Here is a 16,153-nt window from a genome sequence, read left to right as displayed (position 1 = left end):
CTCGACTACGCGGCTAAAAACTCTTTCACAAACGGTGAGGCCGGAAACGCAAATAACTGGGCAGGCGTATCCATTTGCTCGACATGGCCTTTGTTCATGACCACAATACGGTCCGCTACCTCTACGGCTTCGTCTTGATCGTGCGTAACAAATACACTCGTAATTTTTAGCTCGTGATGCAAAGTGCGCAACCACTGACGGAGCTCTTTACGCACTTTGGCATCTAAGGCACCAAAAGGTTCGTCTAATAATAAAACCCTAGGTTTGATGGCTAATGCTCGAGCTAATGCCACACGTTGACGCTGCCCCCCTGATAACTGTGCAGGGTAACGATCGGCTAAAGCACCAAGCTGAACCAGTTCGAGTAGCTCGGTAACCGTTTTTTTAATGGCGGCTTTGTTAGGCCGTTTTGCCTTGGGCAATACACGCAAACCAAAGGAAATATTATCCGCCACTGTCATAGAGGGAAATAAGGCGTAGTTTTGAAAAACAAACCCAATGCCTCGTTCTCGTACTGGTGTTTGAGTGGCCTCGGTACCATCAAGAAAAATCTGACCATCGTCAGCCGACTCTAGCCCCGCAATAATACGGAGCAACGTGGTTTTGCCACATCCCGATGGCCCTAATAATGCCACCAGCTCTCCGGAAGCAATTTCTAAAGAAATACGGCTTAGGGCTTGGTAATCATCGAAACGGCGCGAAATATGTTGAACAGTAATGGACATGGCAAATCGATAAAAATGGGGAATGATTTGAGTTTAAAGCATAAGAGCGAATGCGCTTATACTAAAATGGAATATAGAAATAGATCAATTAGGAATAAGTAAACAGAAAAACTATCGTTTACGTGTATAAGGACAGTGGGGAAAATAGGCTCATTCACCCTTACTACATCGAGTCCAGTCTAATGAAAAAAACCCTCATCTCTATTAGTTTATTTAGTGCTGCTGCGTTGACACCATTTACTGTAGCGGCAAATAACGACAAATTATTAAATGCTTCTTACGATATTGCACGCGAGCTGTTTGCCGAATACAACCCTTTGTTTGAGCAGTATTGGCAGCAAGAACACCAACAAACCTTATCTGTAGAACAGTCTCACGCTGGCACCTCACGTCAGGCTCAAGCCATTTTGCAGGGTCTTAAAGCGGATGTGGTCACATTCAATCAGGTACCCGATATCGATGTGCTAGCAGCACGAGGTTTTGTAAATAAAAATTGGCAGGAACAATTTCCTAACAACGCCTCACCTTATTACAGCACCATTGCTTTTTTAGTACGCAAAGGCAACCCAAAAAACATTAAAAGCTGGGAAGACTTAGTACGTGATGATGTTAAAGTCGTGTTCCCTAACCCAAAAACGTCTGGTAATGCCCGCTACAGCTACTTAGGGGCATGGTTATTTGCCAACGAACAATTCAATGGCGATGAGGCACAAACCAAAGATTTTGTTAAAAAACTGCTGCATAACGTAGAAAGTTTCCCTACTGGTGGCCGTGGCGCTACTGTTGCTTTTGCCAACAACAACCAAGGCGATGCTTTGCTAACCTTTGAATCCGAAGTCATCAACATTGCCAACAGCGATGAGTTCAAAGACCACGAGTTCGAGGTCGTTGTACCTCCTGTCAGTGTGCTTGCCGAGTTCCCTGTCGCTGTTGTGGAACGGGTGGCTGAGCGCCAAAAAAGCACAGAACAAGCCAAGGCTTATCTGAATTACTTATACGCCACACCGGCTCAAGAGTTACTAAGCCGCTATAACTACCGTATTCATGACAAAAGCGTCAAAACGGATTTAGCTCCTGTGCGCTTAATTAATCCAAATGAGGTTTTAGGCTCGTGGAACGACATTCAAAGCCAGCATTTCGGTAGTGACGGCATCCTAGATCAGCTTTTGGCTCAATAATTTTCCCTTTGCATTATGTCCAGTACCACTTTTAACTGGCGTTTTATAGAGCAAAAAGCTGTGCTCCCAGGCTTTGGATTAAGTCTGGGAGTCAGTGTTCTTTATATAAGCCTTGTCATTTTATTGCCTCTGTCGGCTCTGTTTGTTTACGTCAGCGACATGAGCGCCTCCCAGTATTGGGCAGCTATTACTCATCCACGCGTTTTAGCCAGTTATCGCACTACTCTCAGCGCGGCGTTTTGGTCAACGGTACTGGTTAGCCTTATAGGATTATTGCTTGCCTGGGTATTAAGCCGTTATGAGTTTGTTGGGCGGCGATTTATTGATGGCCTGATTGACTTGCCTTTTGCTTTGCCTACTGCTGTGGCTGGGTTGACGCTAGCCACCCTGTTTGCACCCAACGGGTGGATGGGTCAATTACTAGCCCCTTTCGGCATTAAAATTGCATTTAGCTGGTATGGCATCGTTCTTGCCATGAGCTTCACAAGCCTGCCATTCATTGTGCGCTCTGTGCAGCCCTTAATTGAAAACCTAGATTATTCTCTAGAGGAAGCCGCTGACACCTTGGGCGCTACCGCTTGGCAACGTTTTTATCTGGTTGTTATACCCATTTTACTCCCCGGATTAATCACGGGTGCTTCTCAAGCTTTTATTCGCTGTTTAGGTGAATTTGGCGCTGTTATCTTTATAGCGGGCAACTCCCCTTACCAAACTGAAGTGTCTTCATTGATGATTTTCGTGCGTTTGGCCGAATACGACTATGCTTCAGCTGCCGCCATAGCCTCGGTGGTGTTAGCTGCTTCGCTACTGCTACTTTTTGGTTTACAGCTCATGCAAAACCATCTTTTTACTAAAAAGCACTAACCATTATGAAAACACGCTTAACTGCTACCCAACGAGGGCTGATTGCTTTGGCGGTCAGTCTGGTTTTTGTTTTGTTAGTTTTGCCTCTGGTCCTTATTTTCAGTCAAGCCTTTAGTCAAGGGCTCAGCGGCTTTTGGCAAGCTCTCTCTCAGTCAGACATGCAGCATGCCATTCGCCTGACCTTATTGGTTGCTGTTCTAACCGTACCAATTAATTTAGCATTTGGTGTGCTGTTAGCTTGGTGTGTAACGCATTACCGTTTCAAGGGTCGTCAGTTGCTTATGACCCTTATTGATATTCCTTACGCCACTTCTCCGGTGGTAGCAGGTTTGTGCTATTTGGTGGTCTACGGCGCTGAAAGCTATTTTGGACAATGGTTAGCCGACCACGACATTCAACTTATGTTTGCTTGGCCTGGCATAGTGATGGTGACACTATTTGTGACTAGCCCATTTATTGCTCGACTCTTAATTCCGCTTATGCAAGAACAAGGCTCTGATCAAGAACATGCAGCGCTTACTTTAGGCGCAACGGGTTGGCAAATTTTCTATCACGTGACCCTGCCTAAAATCAAATGGGGACTGCTTTATGGGGTTGTGCTATGTAATGCCCGTGCCATTGGAGAATTTGGTGCCGTCTCTGTGGTCTCTGGAGCAATACGGGGACAGACCTTAACGTTGGCTTTATTAGTAGAACAGCTTAGCGATGATCATAAAGTAGTGGGTGCCTTTAGCGCAGCGCTGCTATTAGCTAGCATGGCCCTGATCACTATTGCATTAAAAAGCGTGCTGGAAAAAAACCAGCCCGCTCTAGGTCGCTAGGGATTTAAAAGGAATAGCCCACACCCACTGAACCATACACACTGGTTTTATGCTCGGTAAGTGGGCTGTTTCTGGCATCGCCTGTCAGGTTTTTTACACCCACGGCCGTATTTAGGCTTAGGCTCTGGCTTAAACGATAACTGTATAAACCATACATTGTCATGGATTTTAGACCGCCAGAAGCATTATGGGTACGTAGCTGCCCTTGACTGGCTGCGACTTCATGGGGCTTTACACCAAAATGCGTTTGCATGGCATCTGTATTCATAAACGCAAGATTTGCTCCGATGTGCAAACGGCTTAACCCCTCTTGCCAAATAGGATACGAAGCCCCTAGCTGCACGCCAAGCCCATAATCCTTTTTCAGTGCCTGATACAGCGTTAGGTCTACACGTAAATCCCCAAGCTGGTGTTGGCTAAACACCCCTATGTTTGCGTAATTATCAATTTTATCGGTGCCGGTAAGCCTATGCGCATCACTGGCTTTACGCCCCCATTGATAACTAGCAAAAACGCCCACTTTCCAATCGTCTGTGAGGGCATTTTGTAACCCTAACGCGGGCATTTCAGCTTTAGGGGCAATGAAAAAAGTACCGTTTTGGTGATTGAGTACCGGATAAAAGCGCGAGGTGTATTGCTTGGCTCCCTCGTATTTAGGCATGATACCGGTACCTATGCCAATAGTGGTTTGCGCTTGGCTTGTTAACCCCCACATCCCTAAAGCCATACCCAAGACCAAACCCTGTTTAACTCGTGTCACTGTGTTGAGCGGTTGCATGCCCGTTTCCCTTAATGCGAAATAAACCCAAAAGGTTTACTGTAAATACAAAACCAAACCTCTCATTTAAACACAGTTAACAAATAGGCAATACTCCCACTGCAGCCGTACATAAGTACGATGAGTTAATGGCTTTGGTTTAGTCCGTTAATGTTTCATGAAAACCAGCAGCACCACTACGCCAGTAGCTTGAGGCTTTTATTTGTTTGTTGCTTAAACCGTGCGTTTGCACTAGAGCTTCTCGGACCTGTTTAACTACGGCAGATTCGGCGGCTGCCCACGCATAACCCTGCCCGGTAGGCAACTGTAAAGCACGAATGGCTTTGGTCAATAAGTGCCCTTGTTCTGAGCGCGGCACCACCTGCACACGCATTAATGGGTGTTTAGGTAAAAAATCTACTAATTGCTCGTGGTCAAGTTCTAGCACCACAATAGGGATCACCTGTGCTGGAAGCTCAGCTAAACGACGTGAAATGGCAGGAAATGCGGTCTCATCCCCTATAAGCAGATGCCAGTCAAACTCTTTGGGGATAACCATGGAGCCACGTGGCCCTGCTAAGGTGATACTGTCTCCTACCTTTGCTTGCTGGGCCCAACTACCTGCTGGCCCGTCCTGATGCAATACAAAATCAACTTCTAATACCCCTGTTTCAGCATCGTAATGCCTTGGAGTGTAATCGCGTGCTAGTGGTTTTTCACTGCCCTCTGGAAAGCTTACGCCTGTTTCTGTGACCTGAGGAATGACTGGGGTTTGGCCCACGGCAGCGGCAAAGAACAACTTGACATGATCATCAAAGCCCATCGAAACAAAGCCTTCGAGCTCGGGCCCTGTAAAACACATGCGTACATAATTTGGGCTTAATGATTCAATAGCGGACACCGTGAGGGTGCGCACCACTATAGGGTGGCGCACTCGCTCTACTTCTAAAGAATGGGTATTTTGGGTCATAAACTCTCTCTGTATAAACTGCTTTTATGTACAGTCAATGTAACAAGAGAGCCAATAAATAGCAATCGTTCTCATTTGCAATACACTGTTGCGATCTAGGCAACAGTTATTCGCTTAATCTAAGATCCCGCTTATAAATTAAGAATCGCCCAGAATACGGTTGCGGTGTTTCCTCTAAGCTATAAGCAAAGGGACGTTGGATTTTTTTATCACGAGCCAAACTAAACCCATACTCCGCCATAGCACGACTAAATTGATTTCTATACCCTCGGTTTGGGTCTACTACCCACACTTCAGAGCTTAACGCTGCTACCTCATGAATAAATCCAGCCACTTGCTTAGGGCTGCTTGGGTCATACAGCAAATCACTGCCCATCACCAAATCATACCGCTCAGAAATCAGGGGTGCGCCTGTATCTTGAAGACTTACAGCATGGTCTAAGCCCCACTGACCATGGCGATAGTTAATCTCTGGTAGAAAATTTTTAACTACATTTTTGCTTAAAAAATGTTGGGCTAATGGGTGTCTGTCACTGGCAGTGACATTCGCACCTAAACGGTGCGCCATTAAACTAGCTAAACCTAAACCACAGCCTATTTCTAATAATTTCTGATCGCGCTGCACGGGACGCTGCACGATTTTTTTAGCTAGCTGTAAACCCGACGGCCATAACATGCCAAATAAAGGCCATGATGCCGAACAAATGCCTAAGCGTTTTGCGGCCCCTTTGGGGTCGTAGTATTGTTGGCGGTCTAATAAGGTATAGATTTCTAAAGGCTCTTGACCACGAATTTGGATAGTACGTAATTGAGTCTGATAAGGAGTGGATTTAGACATGTAATCTCTATGAGTCAATGGGACTTCATATTAACACAGCCTATCAATTATCTTTTTTTATTAGTTTTTTATAATAAAAAAGCCCCGTCACTGGGTAACGGGGCCAAGATCAATTTAGTTAATTACCGAACTGAATGCCCTGTGCAAGAGGTAGCTCAGTAGAGTAGTTAATGGTATTGGTGGCTCGGCGCATATAGACCTTCCACGCATCTGAGCCTGACTCACGACCACCCCCTGTTTCTTTTTCACCACCAAACGCCCCCCCAATTTCTGCCCCTGAGGTACCGATATTGACGTTAGCAATACCACAATCCGAACCCGAGGCGGATAAAAACAGCTCTGCTTCGCGCACATGATTCGTAAATACAGCCGAAGACAAGCCTTGGGGCACATCGTTTTGCATGGCAATGGCTTCGTCAAAATCACGATAACGCATTACATACAAAATTGGCGCAAAGGTTTCGTGTTTTACGACTTGGGTTTGGCTTGGCATTTCTACTAAGGCAGGTCTCACATACCAAGCGTGGGGGTAATGGTCTTCCAGACAACGTTCGCCCCCATATACCGTGCCACCTTGTGCTTTAGCTTGCTCTAATGCGTTTTGCATGGCCTCAAATGAGTCACTATCAATAAGCGGCCCTACTAGCGTAGAGGCATCCAATGGATTACCCACCTGCGCACTTTGGTAAGCACTGCGTAACTGCTCTAAAAGCTCATCGGCAATGCTTTCATGCACAATCAATCGACGCGTTGTGGTGCAACGTTGTCCTGCAGTACCGATGGCACCAAATAAAATCCCTCGAGCAGCGAGTTTCAGATCCGCCGTAGGCGTCACAATAATGGCATTATTTCCACCTAGCTCTAGCAGTGAACGACCAAAACGCGCAGCCACACGTGGGCCAACTTCACGCCCCATACGTGTAGAGCCCGTAGCAGAAATTAATGCTACCCCCTCGTGGTCAACCAGTCGCTCTCCTACATCTCGCTCTCCCACTAGAACCTGAGACAGATACGCTGGCGCATCATCAAATCGAGCTAAGGCGCGCTTGAACAACGCCTGGCATGCCAAAGCGGTTAAAGGTGTTTTTTCTGATGGTTTCCAAATGACGGGGTTACCACACACAATAGCTAAAGCGGTATTCCATGACCACACCGCCACCGGAAAATTAAAAGCCGTAATGACCCCTACCACACCCAGCGGGTGCCAGCTTTCCATCATTCGATGCCCGGGACGTTCGGAAGCAATTGTTAAGCCATACAGCTGACGCGACAAACCCACTGCAAAGTCACAAATATCAATCATTTCTTGGACTTCGCCTTGACCTTCGGCTAGGATTTTTCCGGCCTCCATGGATACCAATCGCCCCAGAGCGTCTTTTTCTTTGCGCAGCTCTTCTCCTAACAACCGGATTAGTTCTCCACGACGTGGAGCAGGTACAGTGCGCCACTCATTGAACGCCTGTTGCGCTCTTTCTACAGCAGCATCCACCTCCTCTATACCCTGCGTTGCTAAGGTGGCTAGCTGAGCACCATCAATAGGAGAGTGAACCACTAACTGTGATCCAACATGCTGGTTCAGGTCCACTCCTAAGCGTTTCAACAACTCTTCAATTTGCATACCGACTCCTTAGTGGGTTCACTATAGGCTGAATAAATTCACATCCTGTTTTTCCATTACCACGCTAATTTTCACTTTAAGGTTAACACCTTTCTTTTAAGAAATTTATTGCCCAAGGGAAAACACCAAGCGCTTTTATTTTGAATTATGAAAATAATGTAAATAAGCCAACTTATGCTTAACACGCATCGGTCACCTTAATTATTTCACACTCAGGAGTCTGCGTCTCATGTTGAACTCCCACTATGATGTTATTGTGGTTGGTGGTGCTGCAGTAGGTAGTGCTGCAGCCTATTTTTTAGCCTCTAACCCTCATTTCACTGGCTCTATTTTGGTCATTGAAAAAGACCTAAGCTATCAATATTGCGCTACTACCTTATCGGCCGCGTCTATTCGTCACCAGTTCACCACCCCAGAAAACATCCAAATGTCCCAGTTTGGTACGCAGTTTCTTCGTGAGTTTGCTGACACCATGAAAGTAAATGATGACGCACCCGATCCGGCCTTTCACGAAGGTGGCTATTTGTTTTTAGCTAGTACGGCTGAAGGCAAACATAGCCTAGAACAAAATCATCACACCCAAACTCAACTTGGTGCAGAAATAGAGCTGCTTACGCCTGCGCAAATTCATCAACGTTTTAACTGGATGAATACCACGGACTTAACCGCCGGGGCATTAGGTTTAGCTGGTGAAGGTTGGCTAGATGCCTATGGCATGATGCAAGGCATGCGCCGCAAAGCTATTGCTCTAGGTGCACATTATCATCAAGGCACAGTGGTTGACCTAATCAAGAAAAACACTGCTATCACCGCAGTTGTCTTAGATGATCAAAAAACCATAACGTGTGATGCTCTGATTAATGCAGCCGGCACAGGCGCTACCGCTTTAGCGCAGAAAATGGGCATAGCGCTGCCTGTAGAGTCAAAAAAACGCTGTGTGTTTTACTTTCAAAGCCCCGCACAATTGCCTCATTGTCCCATGACCATTGATCCAAGCGGAGCCTATTTTCGCCCTGAAGGCGATGGTTTTATTGCTGGCATTTCGCCTCCCGCCGATCAAGACCCCATCTGTACCGACTATGATGTGCAACACGAGCTTTTCGATGAACTATTATGGCCGCTATTGGCCGAGCGCGTACCTGCGTTTGAAGCCCTACGTTTAATTCGTAGCTGGGCTGGTCATTACGACATGAACACGTTAGATCAAAATGTCATCATCGGCGCTCACCCTCAAATCAATAATGTGTTGTTTGCGAATGGCTTTAGTGGTCATGGCATGCAGCAAGCCCCCGCAGTAGGACGGGCATTAAGCGAACTGATTGTTTATGGTCAATTTCGTAGTTTAGATCTAAGCCGACTTGGTTGGGATCGCATCCTAGAGCGCAAACCCATTGTAGAACTCAATATCGTTTAAGCTCTGCACCTCACTCGTTTGAATCCACATCATAACTTCTAGCGATTCAAACGGTTCCATTACGACAAGGAGACAAACATGCACAAACGATTTCGTTTACATGTACTTGCTGTAGCACTAACTTGCACTCTGCCTTTTGGGTTGCAAGCGAAGGAGGTAGTAAAAATTGGCGTAGCAGGTCCTTTTACTGGGCCTAATGCTGCATTTGGTGATCAACTTTGGATTGGGGCTACCGCTGCCGCCAAAGCCATCAATGACGCAGGAGGCATAAATGGCAAAGAGCTCATTTTGGTCAAAGCCGATGATGCGTGCGAACCCAAACAAGCCGTTGCCGTGGCGAACCGCCTTGTTGATCAGGACAAAGTCGCTGCAGTGCTAGGGCACTTTTGCTCATCCAGCACCTTGCCAGCATCAGAAATTTATGACAACGCCGACATTATTTCCATGGCAACTGGCTCTACTCACCCCGACGTCACCGAGCGAGGCTTGGAAACCATGACGCGTATTTGCGGTCGAGACGATCAACAAGCCACCGTCATTGGGGATTTTATCGCTAATACCCTTGGCGCTAAACGTATTGCTGTGGTGCACGATAAAGACACCTACGGTCGTGGTTTAGCAGAAGCCACGCGTGACGTGGCGAAAACACACGGCACCGAAACCGTGCTTTTTGATGGCGTGAACCGAGGCGAGCGGGATTACAACGCTTTAGTTACCAAAATTCGTGGTGAAAACGTAGATGCCGTATTTTTTGGTGGGCTTTATGCCGAAGCCGGTACCCTAGTGCGTCAAATCCGAGAGCAAGGTTTGGAAATGCCCTATGTATCCGATGATGGCATTGTAGACCCTGCTTTCGTAACCGCTGCCGGAGGCAATCAATACGCCAAAGGCGTTTACATGGGTTTTCCTCGTGACCCACGCAATATGGAATCCAGCAAAGACGTGATTGCAGAACTGAGCTCAGCCGGTCAAAAATCCGATGGGTTTACGCTCTATGCGTATGCTGGCATTCAATCCCTAGCTGCCGCTCTAGCAGGAGCAAACAGTACCAGTGGCACAGAGCTAGCCGAATGGCTGAAAAAGAATCGCGTTGATACCGTTTTAGGTCCTAAAGAATGGGATGCCAAAGGTGACCTAAAAGAACCGGACTATGTGATGTATCAGTGGGACAGTAACGGCGGTTACAACGAACTTCCTTAACTCATCTTGCACTCGTTGCTACGCCGATTTTCGGCGTAGCACTTAGCAGTACCGGAAACAGGAGGCGTATCCCATGGATAGCTATATTTTAGGGCAACAGTTAATTAACGGCCTAACATTGGGTTCCATTTATGGCCTCATTGCCGTCGGCTACACCATGGTGTATGGCATTATTGGCATGATTAACTTTGCCCATGGTGACATCTACATGGTCAGTGCTTATATCAGCGCAATTACCTTAGCGGTAATTAGTTACTTTGGTATTCAATCTGTGCCTTTTGCTTTGATCACTACACTGATTGTGACCATGTTTATTACGGGCCTGTACGGTTGGAGCATTGAACGTACCGTCTATAGACCTTTGCGCGGTACCACTCGTTTAGCTCCCTTAATTACCGCTATTGGTGTGTCATTGGTTTTACAAAACTATGTACAACTAGCACAAGGCCCCAATGTTCAAGGCGTACCTACCTTAATCGCAGGAAGCTTTCGCTTAGGCAATGCCACTCAGTTCATTCAAGTGCGCTACATGAGTCTTATTATTATTGTGGCTAGCCTACTTGCTATGGCTGTATTGACGTGGATTATTCAAAACACCAGCATGGGTCGTCAATCGCGCGCCACTCAACAAGACCGAAAAATGGCTACGATGTTAGGCGTTAATACGGGCCGTGTTATTTCTTCTGTATTTGTAATTGGCTCAGCCTTAGCCGCCATTGCTGGCGTCTTAGTCACCCTCAATTACGGTTCATTTGATTTCTATGTGGGCTTTATTATTGGCATCAAAGCCTTTAGTGCAGCGGTATTAGGGGGCATTGGCTCTTTGCCAGGTGCAATGCTGGGCGGTTTATTGTTGGGTGTGTTGGAGTCCATTTTCTCTGGCCTCGTCAGCAGCGATTACAAAGACGTTTTTGCATTTAGTATTTTAGTCTTGGTGCTCATTTTTAAACCCAGTGGCTTATTAGGCCGACCTGCGGTGGAGAAAGTCTGATGAATACGCTAACGCATAAATCCTCAGTTCAAGCCCAGCAAAACACCGTTTCCATCAATTGGCTGCATGCGCTTAAAGAGGCGCTGATAGCAGGGGTATTAACGTTACTGGTCCTTGGCCCCATTACCAATTTGGTGCTAAAGCAATATGACTTTGTGTTCTTACCTTGGCGTCAACCACTAGCTGTCAATGGCATTGCTATTGCTTTATTGGTTTGCCTAGGTCGATTTGTAGTGGCGGCTTTAGCGCAAACACCTGGCGGTATTCGTTTTCTAAACCACTTCAAACGTTCCAATGCTCACAATGTGCAGGTTGAGTCACGCTCTGCCCCACCCTTGTCTAAAACACTTGGTTTACTTGCCCTTACGAGCGGTGCTTGTGTGGTACTGATTAGCCTTGGTTTTTTAGGCTATATCCCCTTGGGCGCGGCTTCTGCCTTAATTTTAATGCTGCTATTTGTGCTGTTTGCCTATGGTATCAGCATCCCCAAAATCAAACATCAAGTTAACAGCTGGCGTTATCTAGTCCCCTTACTTTTTATATTGGGTTTCAGCCTACCCATCTTGCTTAATTATTTCCAGCTACTTCCTAAAACTTGGCTAGACAACTTAACACTTGCATTAATTTATGTTTTGCTCGGTTTGGGTTTGAATATTGTAGTGGGCATGGCTGGTTTATTAGACCTTGGCTTTGTGGCTTTTTATGCTGTGGGTGCTTACTTTCTGGCCTTAGGTTACCAATACTTTGATATGGGCTTTTGGACAGCGCTATTACTTGCACCGATTTTTGCAGCACTAAGCGGTGCTCTTTTAGGTTTTCCCGTGCTGCGTATGCAAGGTGATTACTTAGCTATTGTCACTTTGGGCTTTGGGGAAATTATCCGTTTAATTTTAACGAGCTGGGTCGAAGTCACCGGCGGTCCCAATGGTGCTGCAGCACCTAGCCCCACCCTGTTTGGTTTAGAGTTTTCACGCCGCGCTACCAAAGGTGGCGAACCATTCCACGAATTTTTTGGTATTCCCTATAGCAATGACTATAAATCGCTACTGATTTATGTGGTGCTATTTGTCATCGTAGCCATTTCATTGCGTTTTTTTAACCGCTTGCGTTATATGCCGCTTGGCCGTTCGTGGGAGGCTTTACGCGAAGATGAAATTGCGTGCCGCTCACTGGGAATCAATCATGTCAACGTTAAATTGTCTGCGTTTATGATGGGTGCGGTCGCAGGGGGTGTAGCCGGTGTGTTTTTTGCCACCTACCAAGGCTTCATCAACCCCACTTCGTTTAATTTTTTTGAGTCTGTACTTATTCTTTCTATTGTGGTCTTAGGAGGAATGGGGTCCATGTTAGGCGTAATTATCGCCGCCTTAGTGCTGACGTTGCTGCCCGAATTATTACGTGACTTTGCCAATTACCGTGTGTTGGTGTTTGGTTTACTCATGATTATGATGATGATCTGGCGACCCCATGGGTTAATTCGCGGTCGTCGCCCCAGCTTTAAAGGCTCTGAACCATGAAAAAAATATTACTTGAGGTCGACGGCCTAACTCAACGCTTTGGCGGCATCATAGCCAATAACAACATCAGTTTTAACGTCTACCAGAACTCCATCACAGCACTTATCGGACCTAACGGTGCCGGCAAAACCACTGTGTTTAACTGTGTCACTGGGTTCTATCATGCTTCAGCAGGAAATATCCATCTTTATGATGACAACGGGCAAAAACAACATACTATTGCCAAACTGCTTACTCGTCCATTTACAGGTGGCTCTCATTTAGTGGCTCGTGCTGGCATTGCTCGGACTTTTCAAAATATCCGTCTTTTTCAAGACATGACAGTACTAGAAAATCTACTGGTAGCCCAACACCTACAACTGGATGCTAATTTATTCCGAGGCATGTTAGCCAGCTCTCGATTTGAAGAACAAGAACAAGCTGGCGTTGATCGCGCTATGCAATGGCTAGAGCGATTAAACCTTAGCGCGGATGCAAACGCATTAGCTGGTTCCTTGCCGTATGGCCGTCAACGCCGCTTAGAAATCGCGCGCGCTATGTGTACAAACCCTCGTTTAATCTGCTTAGATGAACCTGCTGCAGGTCTAAACCCAGCAGAAACAGAACAACTAGCCGAGTTAATTTATGCATTACGTGATGAGTATCAAGTCACTGTGTTGCTTATTGAACATGATATGAGTCTGGTTATGGATATATCCGAGCACGTGATTGTCTTAGACCACGGCGAGGTCATTGCAGACGGTTTACCTGATGAGGTGCGTCAAGACCCCCACGTTATTGCCGCTTATTTAGGTACGGAGATTATTACATGACAACACCTTTATTAGATATTCGTCATATTTGTAGCGGCTATGGGTCAATTCAGGTCCTGCACGATGTCAGCCTAGAAGTCCATGCAGGTGAAATCGTAACCCTAATCGGCGCTAATGGTGCAGGCAAAAGCACCTTATTAATGAGTATTTTTGGTGACCCTAAAATCACACACGGGGAAATCATGTACGACGGTATTCGTCTAGACCAGTTGCAACCTCATGAAATTGCTAAACACGGTATTGCGCAGGTACCCGAAGGACGCCGTATCTTTTCAGGTATGACCGTAGAAGAAAACATACTTATTGGTACCCTCCCCATTGGTATGGAGCACATGGAAGAAGACAAAGCTGATATGTTTGCCCTTTTTCCGCGCTTAAAAGAAAGACGTAACCAACGTGCCGGCACATTATCAGGTGGCGAACAGCAAATGCTAGCTATGGCTCGTGCTTTGATGTCCAGACCTCGTACAATATTGCTTGATGAGCCTAGCTTAGGTCTAGCGCCGCTGATAGTAAAACAAATTTTTGACATTCTTAAAGACATTACTAGTCTGGGTAAAACCATATTTTTAGTTGAGCAAAATGCGTACCACGCCCTTTCATTAGCACATCGAGCGTATGTGCTGGTAAATGGGCGCATCGCAATGTGTGGTAGTGGTGCCGAACTCTTAGCTAACCCCCAAGTTCGTGATGCGTATTTAGGGGGCAGAAAACCAACTCAAACGTGTACGGCATTACCCTAGACTTCTTAGGATATAACAGTGACAACTAACACCCTTAAATCGAGCGCATCTGTATTGGCTAAACGTCTACGCTCTTTACGCACAGAGCGCAATTGGACTTTAGATCAAGCCAGCAAAGCCTGCGGGGTAGCCCCTTCTAGCCTATCTAAAATAGAAAATGGACTCAGCTCACCCACTTACGACGTATTGCTACGTTTAGCTCAGGGTTTTGAGTTAGATGTTGCTGAGCTATTTGCGCCAGCACAAGAACATATGGGGGCAGGCCGACGCACTATAGAGCGTAAAGGCAAAGGGGAACTGCACGAAACGCCACTTTACGAGCATCTAGTGTTGTGCTCGCAACTAGCTAATAAACGCATGATGCCTTTTATTAGTCGCATCAAAGCCCATACCTTAGAGAAAGACGAAGGTTGGAGCCACCATGCCGGCGAGGAGTTCGTCTATGTGCTAACGGGCTCAATTGAACTGCACACCGAGTTTTACCAACCCGCCGTACTAAATCCTGGCGATTGTTTTTATATTGATAGCCGGATGCAACACCGTGTATTAAATCATACCGATGAAGACGCAACTGTGTTGTGGATTAGTACTAAACCCGACTTAATTGAATAACTCTACAAGGGAAATGTTATGACAGCTCATTTAGCCACCTTAGACCGAGCCCAAACGGCTGCAGTACTTCCCTATCCCGCCTTAGTTAAAGCTCTTATTCATACTGCTCAAGAAAAAGCACAAGGCAAAATTAGCACACCACCACGTCAGGCATTGGCCTTCCCTAACGGTGGCACCATGCTTTCTATGCCTGCAACAGCTCACGACATAGGGGCGCACAAACTCGTCAATGTTATGCCACATAATGCTGATCAGGGCGAGCCAGTAATCCAAGGTTTAGTCTGCGTCTACGATGGCCATACAGGCGCACCATTATTTATTTTAGATGGGCCTACGGTCACCGAGCGGCGTACTGCTGCGCTATCTATGCTGGGAATTGAGCTGTTATGGCAACAACCAAAACACATCACACTGATCGGTTCAGGGGTACAAGCCTATGGTCATGCTGACGCATTACTAACCCTGTACCCTCAAGCTACTATTTCTCTTTTAGCGCGCAATCCAAGCAAAGCACAGGCATTACTAGAACGCTTAGGTTCCCCTAACAACATGCATCTCGTGCAAGCAGTTCCTACCGACTCAGATGTGGTCATTACCGTTACCAGTAGCTCAGAGCCCGTCTACAATGAAAGTGCATTACTTGACCGACTCGTCATTGCTGTCGGTGCGTATACCCCTGACATGGCAGAAATTCATCCCAGTACGGTCCAAGGTAGCCAGATTTTTGTTGATAATAATGACGCCGCCCGCCAAGAGGCCGGGGATTTAATTCAAGCCCGCGTCAATTGGGCCGCTGTGCAAGCCCTGCATCAAGATGAGTCACACCGCAAGCACCACACGCCCTTGCTGTATAAAACCATTGGCTGTGCCGCTTGGGACTTAGCTGCGGCACGCTGCGCCCGAGCCCAGTACGGTTAGCGCGTAGCACAAAGCAGAAAAAAGACGGAAAAGACGGAAAAAATACGGAAAAGACGAAAAAAAACCCCTGTTGGATCACCAACAGGGGTTTTTAGTATAAGAGCTTGACGATGACCTACTTTCACAGGCGCACAGCCCACTATCATCGGCGCAAAGGCGTTTCACTGTCCTGTTC

General features: G+C 46.6%; 15 protein-coding genes and 1 pseudogene. 11 read left to right on the top strand and 5 right to left on the bottom strand.

Going from position 1 to position 16,153, the window contains the following annotated elements:
- Positions 1-14: 14 nt before the first annotated feature.
- Positions 15-725, bottom strand: a pseudogene (locus tag ACBP46_RS03915) (sulfate/molybdate ABC transporter ATP-binding protein); the annotation flags it as partial.
- Between the two features lie 182 nt (positions 726-907).
- On the opposite strand from ACBP46_RS03915, the gene cysP reads away from it, so the two are divergent.
- The 3 genes from cysP to cysW are packed head-to-tail and all read left to right on the top strand — an operon-like array spanning position 908 to position 3,588.
- Complete coding sequence (gene cysP / locus ACBP46_RS03910) at positions 908-1,903, top strand: thiosulfate ABC transporter substrate-binding protein CysP (RefSeq protein WP_371015436.1); 996 nt, start codon at positions 908-910, stop codon at positions 1,901-1,903.
- Between the two features lie 15 nt (positions 1,904-1,918).
- Complete coding sequence (gene cysT / locus ACBP46_RS03905) at positions 1,919-2,767, top strand: sulfate ABC transporter permease subunit CysT (RefSeq protein ID WP_371015435.1); 849 nt, start codon at positions 1,919-1,921, stop codon at positions 2,765-2,767.
- 5 nt (positions 2,768-2,772) lie between these two features.
- Entirely contained in the window at positions 2,773-3,588 is an 816-nt protein-coding gene (gene cysW / locus ACBP46_RS03900; protein WP_371015434.1) for a sulfate ABC transporter permease subunit CysW, read from the top strand.
- 4 nt (positions 3,589-3,592) lie between these two features.
- Here the strand turns inward: cysW and ACBP46_RS03895 are convergent, their stop codons facing one another.
- The 4 genes from ACBP46_RS03895 to amaB all read right to left on the bottom strand — a co-directional run bounded on the left by ACBP46_RS03895 (position 3,593) and on the right by amaB (position 7,771).
- Positions 3,593-4,366 carry a MipA/OmpV family protein gene (locus ACBP46_RS03895; RefSeq protein ID WP_371015433.1) on the bottom strand — a complete coding sequence of 258 codons (774 nt, stop codon included), beginning with the start codon at positions 4,364-4,366 and terminating at the stop codon, positions 3,593-3,595.
- A 139-nt stretch (positions 4,367-4,505) separates the two neighbouring features.
- Entirely contained in the window at positions 4,506-5,315 is an 810-nt protein-coding gene (locus ACBP46_RS03890; protein WP_371015432.1) for a siderophore-interacting protein, read from the bottom strand.
- Positions 5,316-5,421: 106 nt separating this feature from the next.
- On the bottom strand, positions 5,422-6,153 hold the full coding sequence (locus ACBP46_RS03885) for a class I SAM-dependent methyltransferase (RefSeq protein WP_371015431.1): 732 nt from the start codon (positions 6,151-6,153) through the stop codon (positions 5,422-5,424).
- Positions 6,154-6,271: 118 nt separating this feature from the next.
- The gene (gene amaB / locus ACBP46_RS03880; protein WP_371015430.1) at positions 6,272-7,771 is read right to left on the bottom strand and encodes an L-piperidine-6-carboxylate dehydrogenase; all 1,500 of its coding nucleotides are present in this window, start codon (positions 7,769-7,771) and stop codon (positions 6,272-6,274) included.
- 229 nt (positions 7,772-8,000) lie between these two features.
- Here amaB and ACBP46_RS03875 point away from each other — a divergent pair, with 229 nt between their 5' ends.
- From ACBP46_RS03875 to ACBP46_RS03840, 8 genes are all read left to right on the top strand, one after another.
- Positions 8,001-9,185: an NAD(P)/FAD-dependent oxidoreductase gene (locus ACBP46_RS03875; protein ID WP_371015429.1), complete on the top strand. Its 1,185-nt coding sequence runs from the start codon at positions 8,001-8,003 to the stop codon at positions 9,183-9,185.
- Positions 9,186-9,263: 78 nt separating this feature from the next.
- Positions 9,264-10,385, top strand: coding sequence for a branched-chain amino acid ABC transporter substrate-binding protein (locus ACBP46_RS03870; protein WP_371015428.1), 1,122 nt, complete (start codon positions 9,264-9,266; stop codon positions 10,383-10,385).
- 73 nt (positions 10,386-10,458) lie between these two features.
- The gene (locus ACBP46_RS03865) at positions 10,459-11,376 is read left to right on the top strand and encodes a branched-chain amino acid ABC transporter permease (RefSeq protein WP_371015427.1); all 918 of its coding nucleotides are present in this window, start codon (positions 10,459-10,461) and stop codon (positions 11,374-11,376) included.
- Positions 11,376-12,893 (top strand): high-affinity branched-chain amino acid ABC transporter permease LivM, encoded by a 1,518-nt coding sequence (gene livM / locus ACBP46_RS03860; protein ID WP_371015426.1) that lies wholly within the window; start codon positions 11,376-11,378, stop codon positions 12,891-12,893. Before ACBP46_RS03865 ends, livM begins: the two co-directional genes overlap by 1 nt.
- Positions 12,890-13,705 (top strand): ABC transporter ATP-binding protein, encoded by an 816-nt coding sequence (locus ACBP46_RS03855; protein WP_371015425.1) that lies wholly within the window; start codon positions 12,890-12,892, stop codon positions 13,703-13,705. Before livM ends, ACBP46_RS03855 begins: the two co-directional genes overlap by 4 nt.
- Positions 13,702-14,448: an ABC transporter ATP-binding protein gene (locus tag ACBP46_RS03850; RefSeq protein WP_371015424.1), complete on the top strand. Its 747-nt coding sequence runs from the start codon at positions 13,702-13,704 to the stop codon at positions 14,446-14,448. The genes ACBP46_RS03855 and ACBP46_RS03850 overlap by 4 nt, the downstream gene beginning before the upstream one ends.
- 18 nt (positions 14,449-14,466) lie before the next feature.
- Positions 14,467-15,060 carry a helix-turn-helix domain-containing protein gene (locus ACBP46_RS03845; RefSeq protein WP_371015423.1) on the top strand — a complete coding sequence of 198 codons (594 nt, stop codon included), beginning with the start codon at positions 14,467-14,469 and terminating at the stop codon, positions 15,058-15,060.
- Between the two features lie 18 nt (positions 15,061-15,078).
- A complete protein-coding gene (locus ACBP46_RS03840; RefSeq protein WP_371015422.1) occupies positions 15,079-15,978 on the top strand; it encodes a delta(1)-pyrroline-2-carboxylate reductase family protein in 900 nt (299 codons plus the stop codon).
- The last annotated feature ends 175 nt before the right edge of the window (positions 15,979-16,153 follow it).

Origin of the sequence: Paenalcaligenes hominis, assembly GCF_041359055.1 — a bacterium.
Classification (GTDB): domain Bacteria; phylum Pseudomonadota; class Gammaproteobacteria; order Burkholderiales; family Burkholderiaceae_B; genus Paenalcaligenes; species Paenalcaligenes hominis_A.
Note: the sequence above shows the minus strand (reverse complement) of the source record. Positions and strands in the feature narration are given on the sequence as shown.

Bases quoted from the DNA above. Each gene is read 5' to 3' on its own strand.
- cysT (WP_371015435.1), top strand. From the start codon at position 1,919: ATGTCCAGTACCACTTTTAACTGGCGTTTTATAGAGCAAAAAGCTGTG.
- ACBP46_RS03855 (WP_371015425.1), top strand. From the start codon at position 12,890: ATGAAAAAAATATTACTTGAGGTCGACGGCCTAACTCAACGCTTTGGC.
- ACBP46_RS03890 (WP_371015432.1), bottom strand. From the start codon at position 5,315: ATGACCCAAAATACCCATTCTTTAGAAGTAGAGCGAGTGCGCCACCCT.
- cysP (WP_371015436.1), top strand. From the start codon at position 908: ATGAAAAAAACCCTCATCTCTATTAGTTTATTTAGTGCTGCTGCGTTG.
- ACBP46_RS03885 (WP_371015431.1), bottom strand. From the start codon at position 6,153: ATGTCTAAATCCACTCCTTATCAGACTCAATTACGTACTATCCAAATT.
- ACBP46_RS03870 (WP_371015428.1), top strand. From the start codon at position 9,264: ATGCACAAACGATTTCGTTTACATGTACTTGCTGTAGCACTAACTTGC.
- livM (WP_371015426.1), top strand. From the start codon at position 11,376: ATGAATACGCTAACGCATAAATCCTCAGTTCAAGCCCAGCAAAACACC.
- ACBP46_RS03895 (WP_371015433.1), bottom strand. From the start codon at position 4,366: ATGCAACCGCTCAACACAGTGACACGAGTTAAACAGGGTTTGGTCTTG.
- ACBP46_RS03840 (WP_371015422.1), top strand. From the start codon at position 15,079: ATGACAGCTCATTTAGCCACCTTAGACCGAGCCCAAACGGCTGCAGTA.
- ACBP46_RS03875 (WP_371015429.1), top strand. From the start codon at position 8,001: ATGTTGAACTCCCACTATGATGTTATTGTGGTTGGTGGTGCTGCAGTA.
- ACBP46_RS03865 (WP_371015427.1), top strand. From the start codon at position 10,459: ATGGATAGCTATATTTTAGGGCAACAGTTAATTAACGGCCTAACATTG.
- ACBP46_RS03850 (WP_371015424.1), top strand. From the start codon at position 13,702: ATGACAACACCTTTATTAGATATTCGTCATATTTGTAGCGGCTATGGG.
- amaB (WP_371015430.1), bottom strand. From the start codon at position 7,771: ATGCAAATTGAAGAGTTGTTGAAACGCTTAGGAGTGGACCTGAACCAG.
- cysW (WP_371015434.1), top strand. From the start codon at position 2,773: ATGAAAACACGCTTAACTGCTACCCAACGAGGGCTGATTGCTTTGGCG.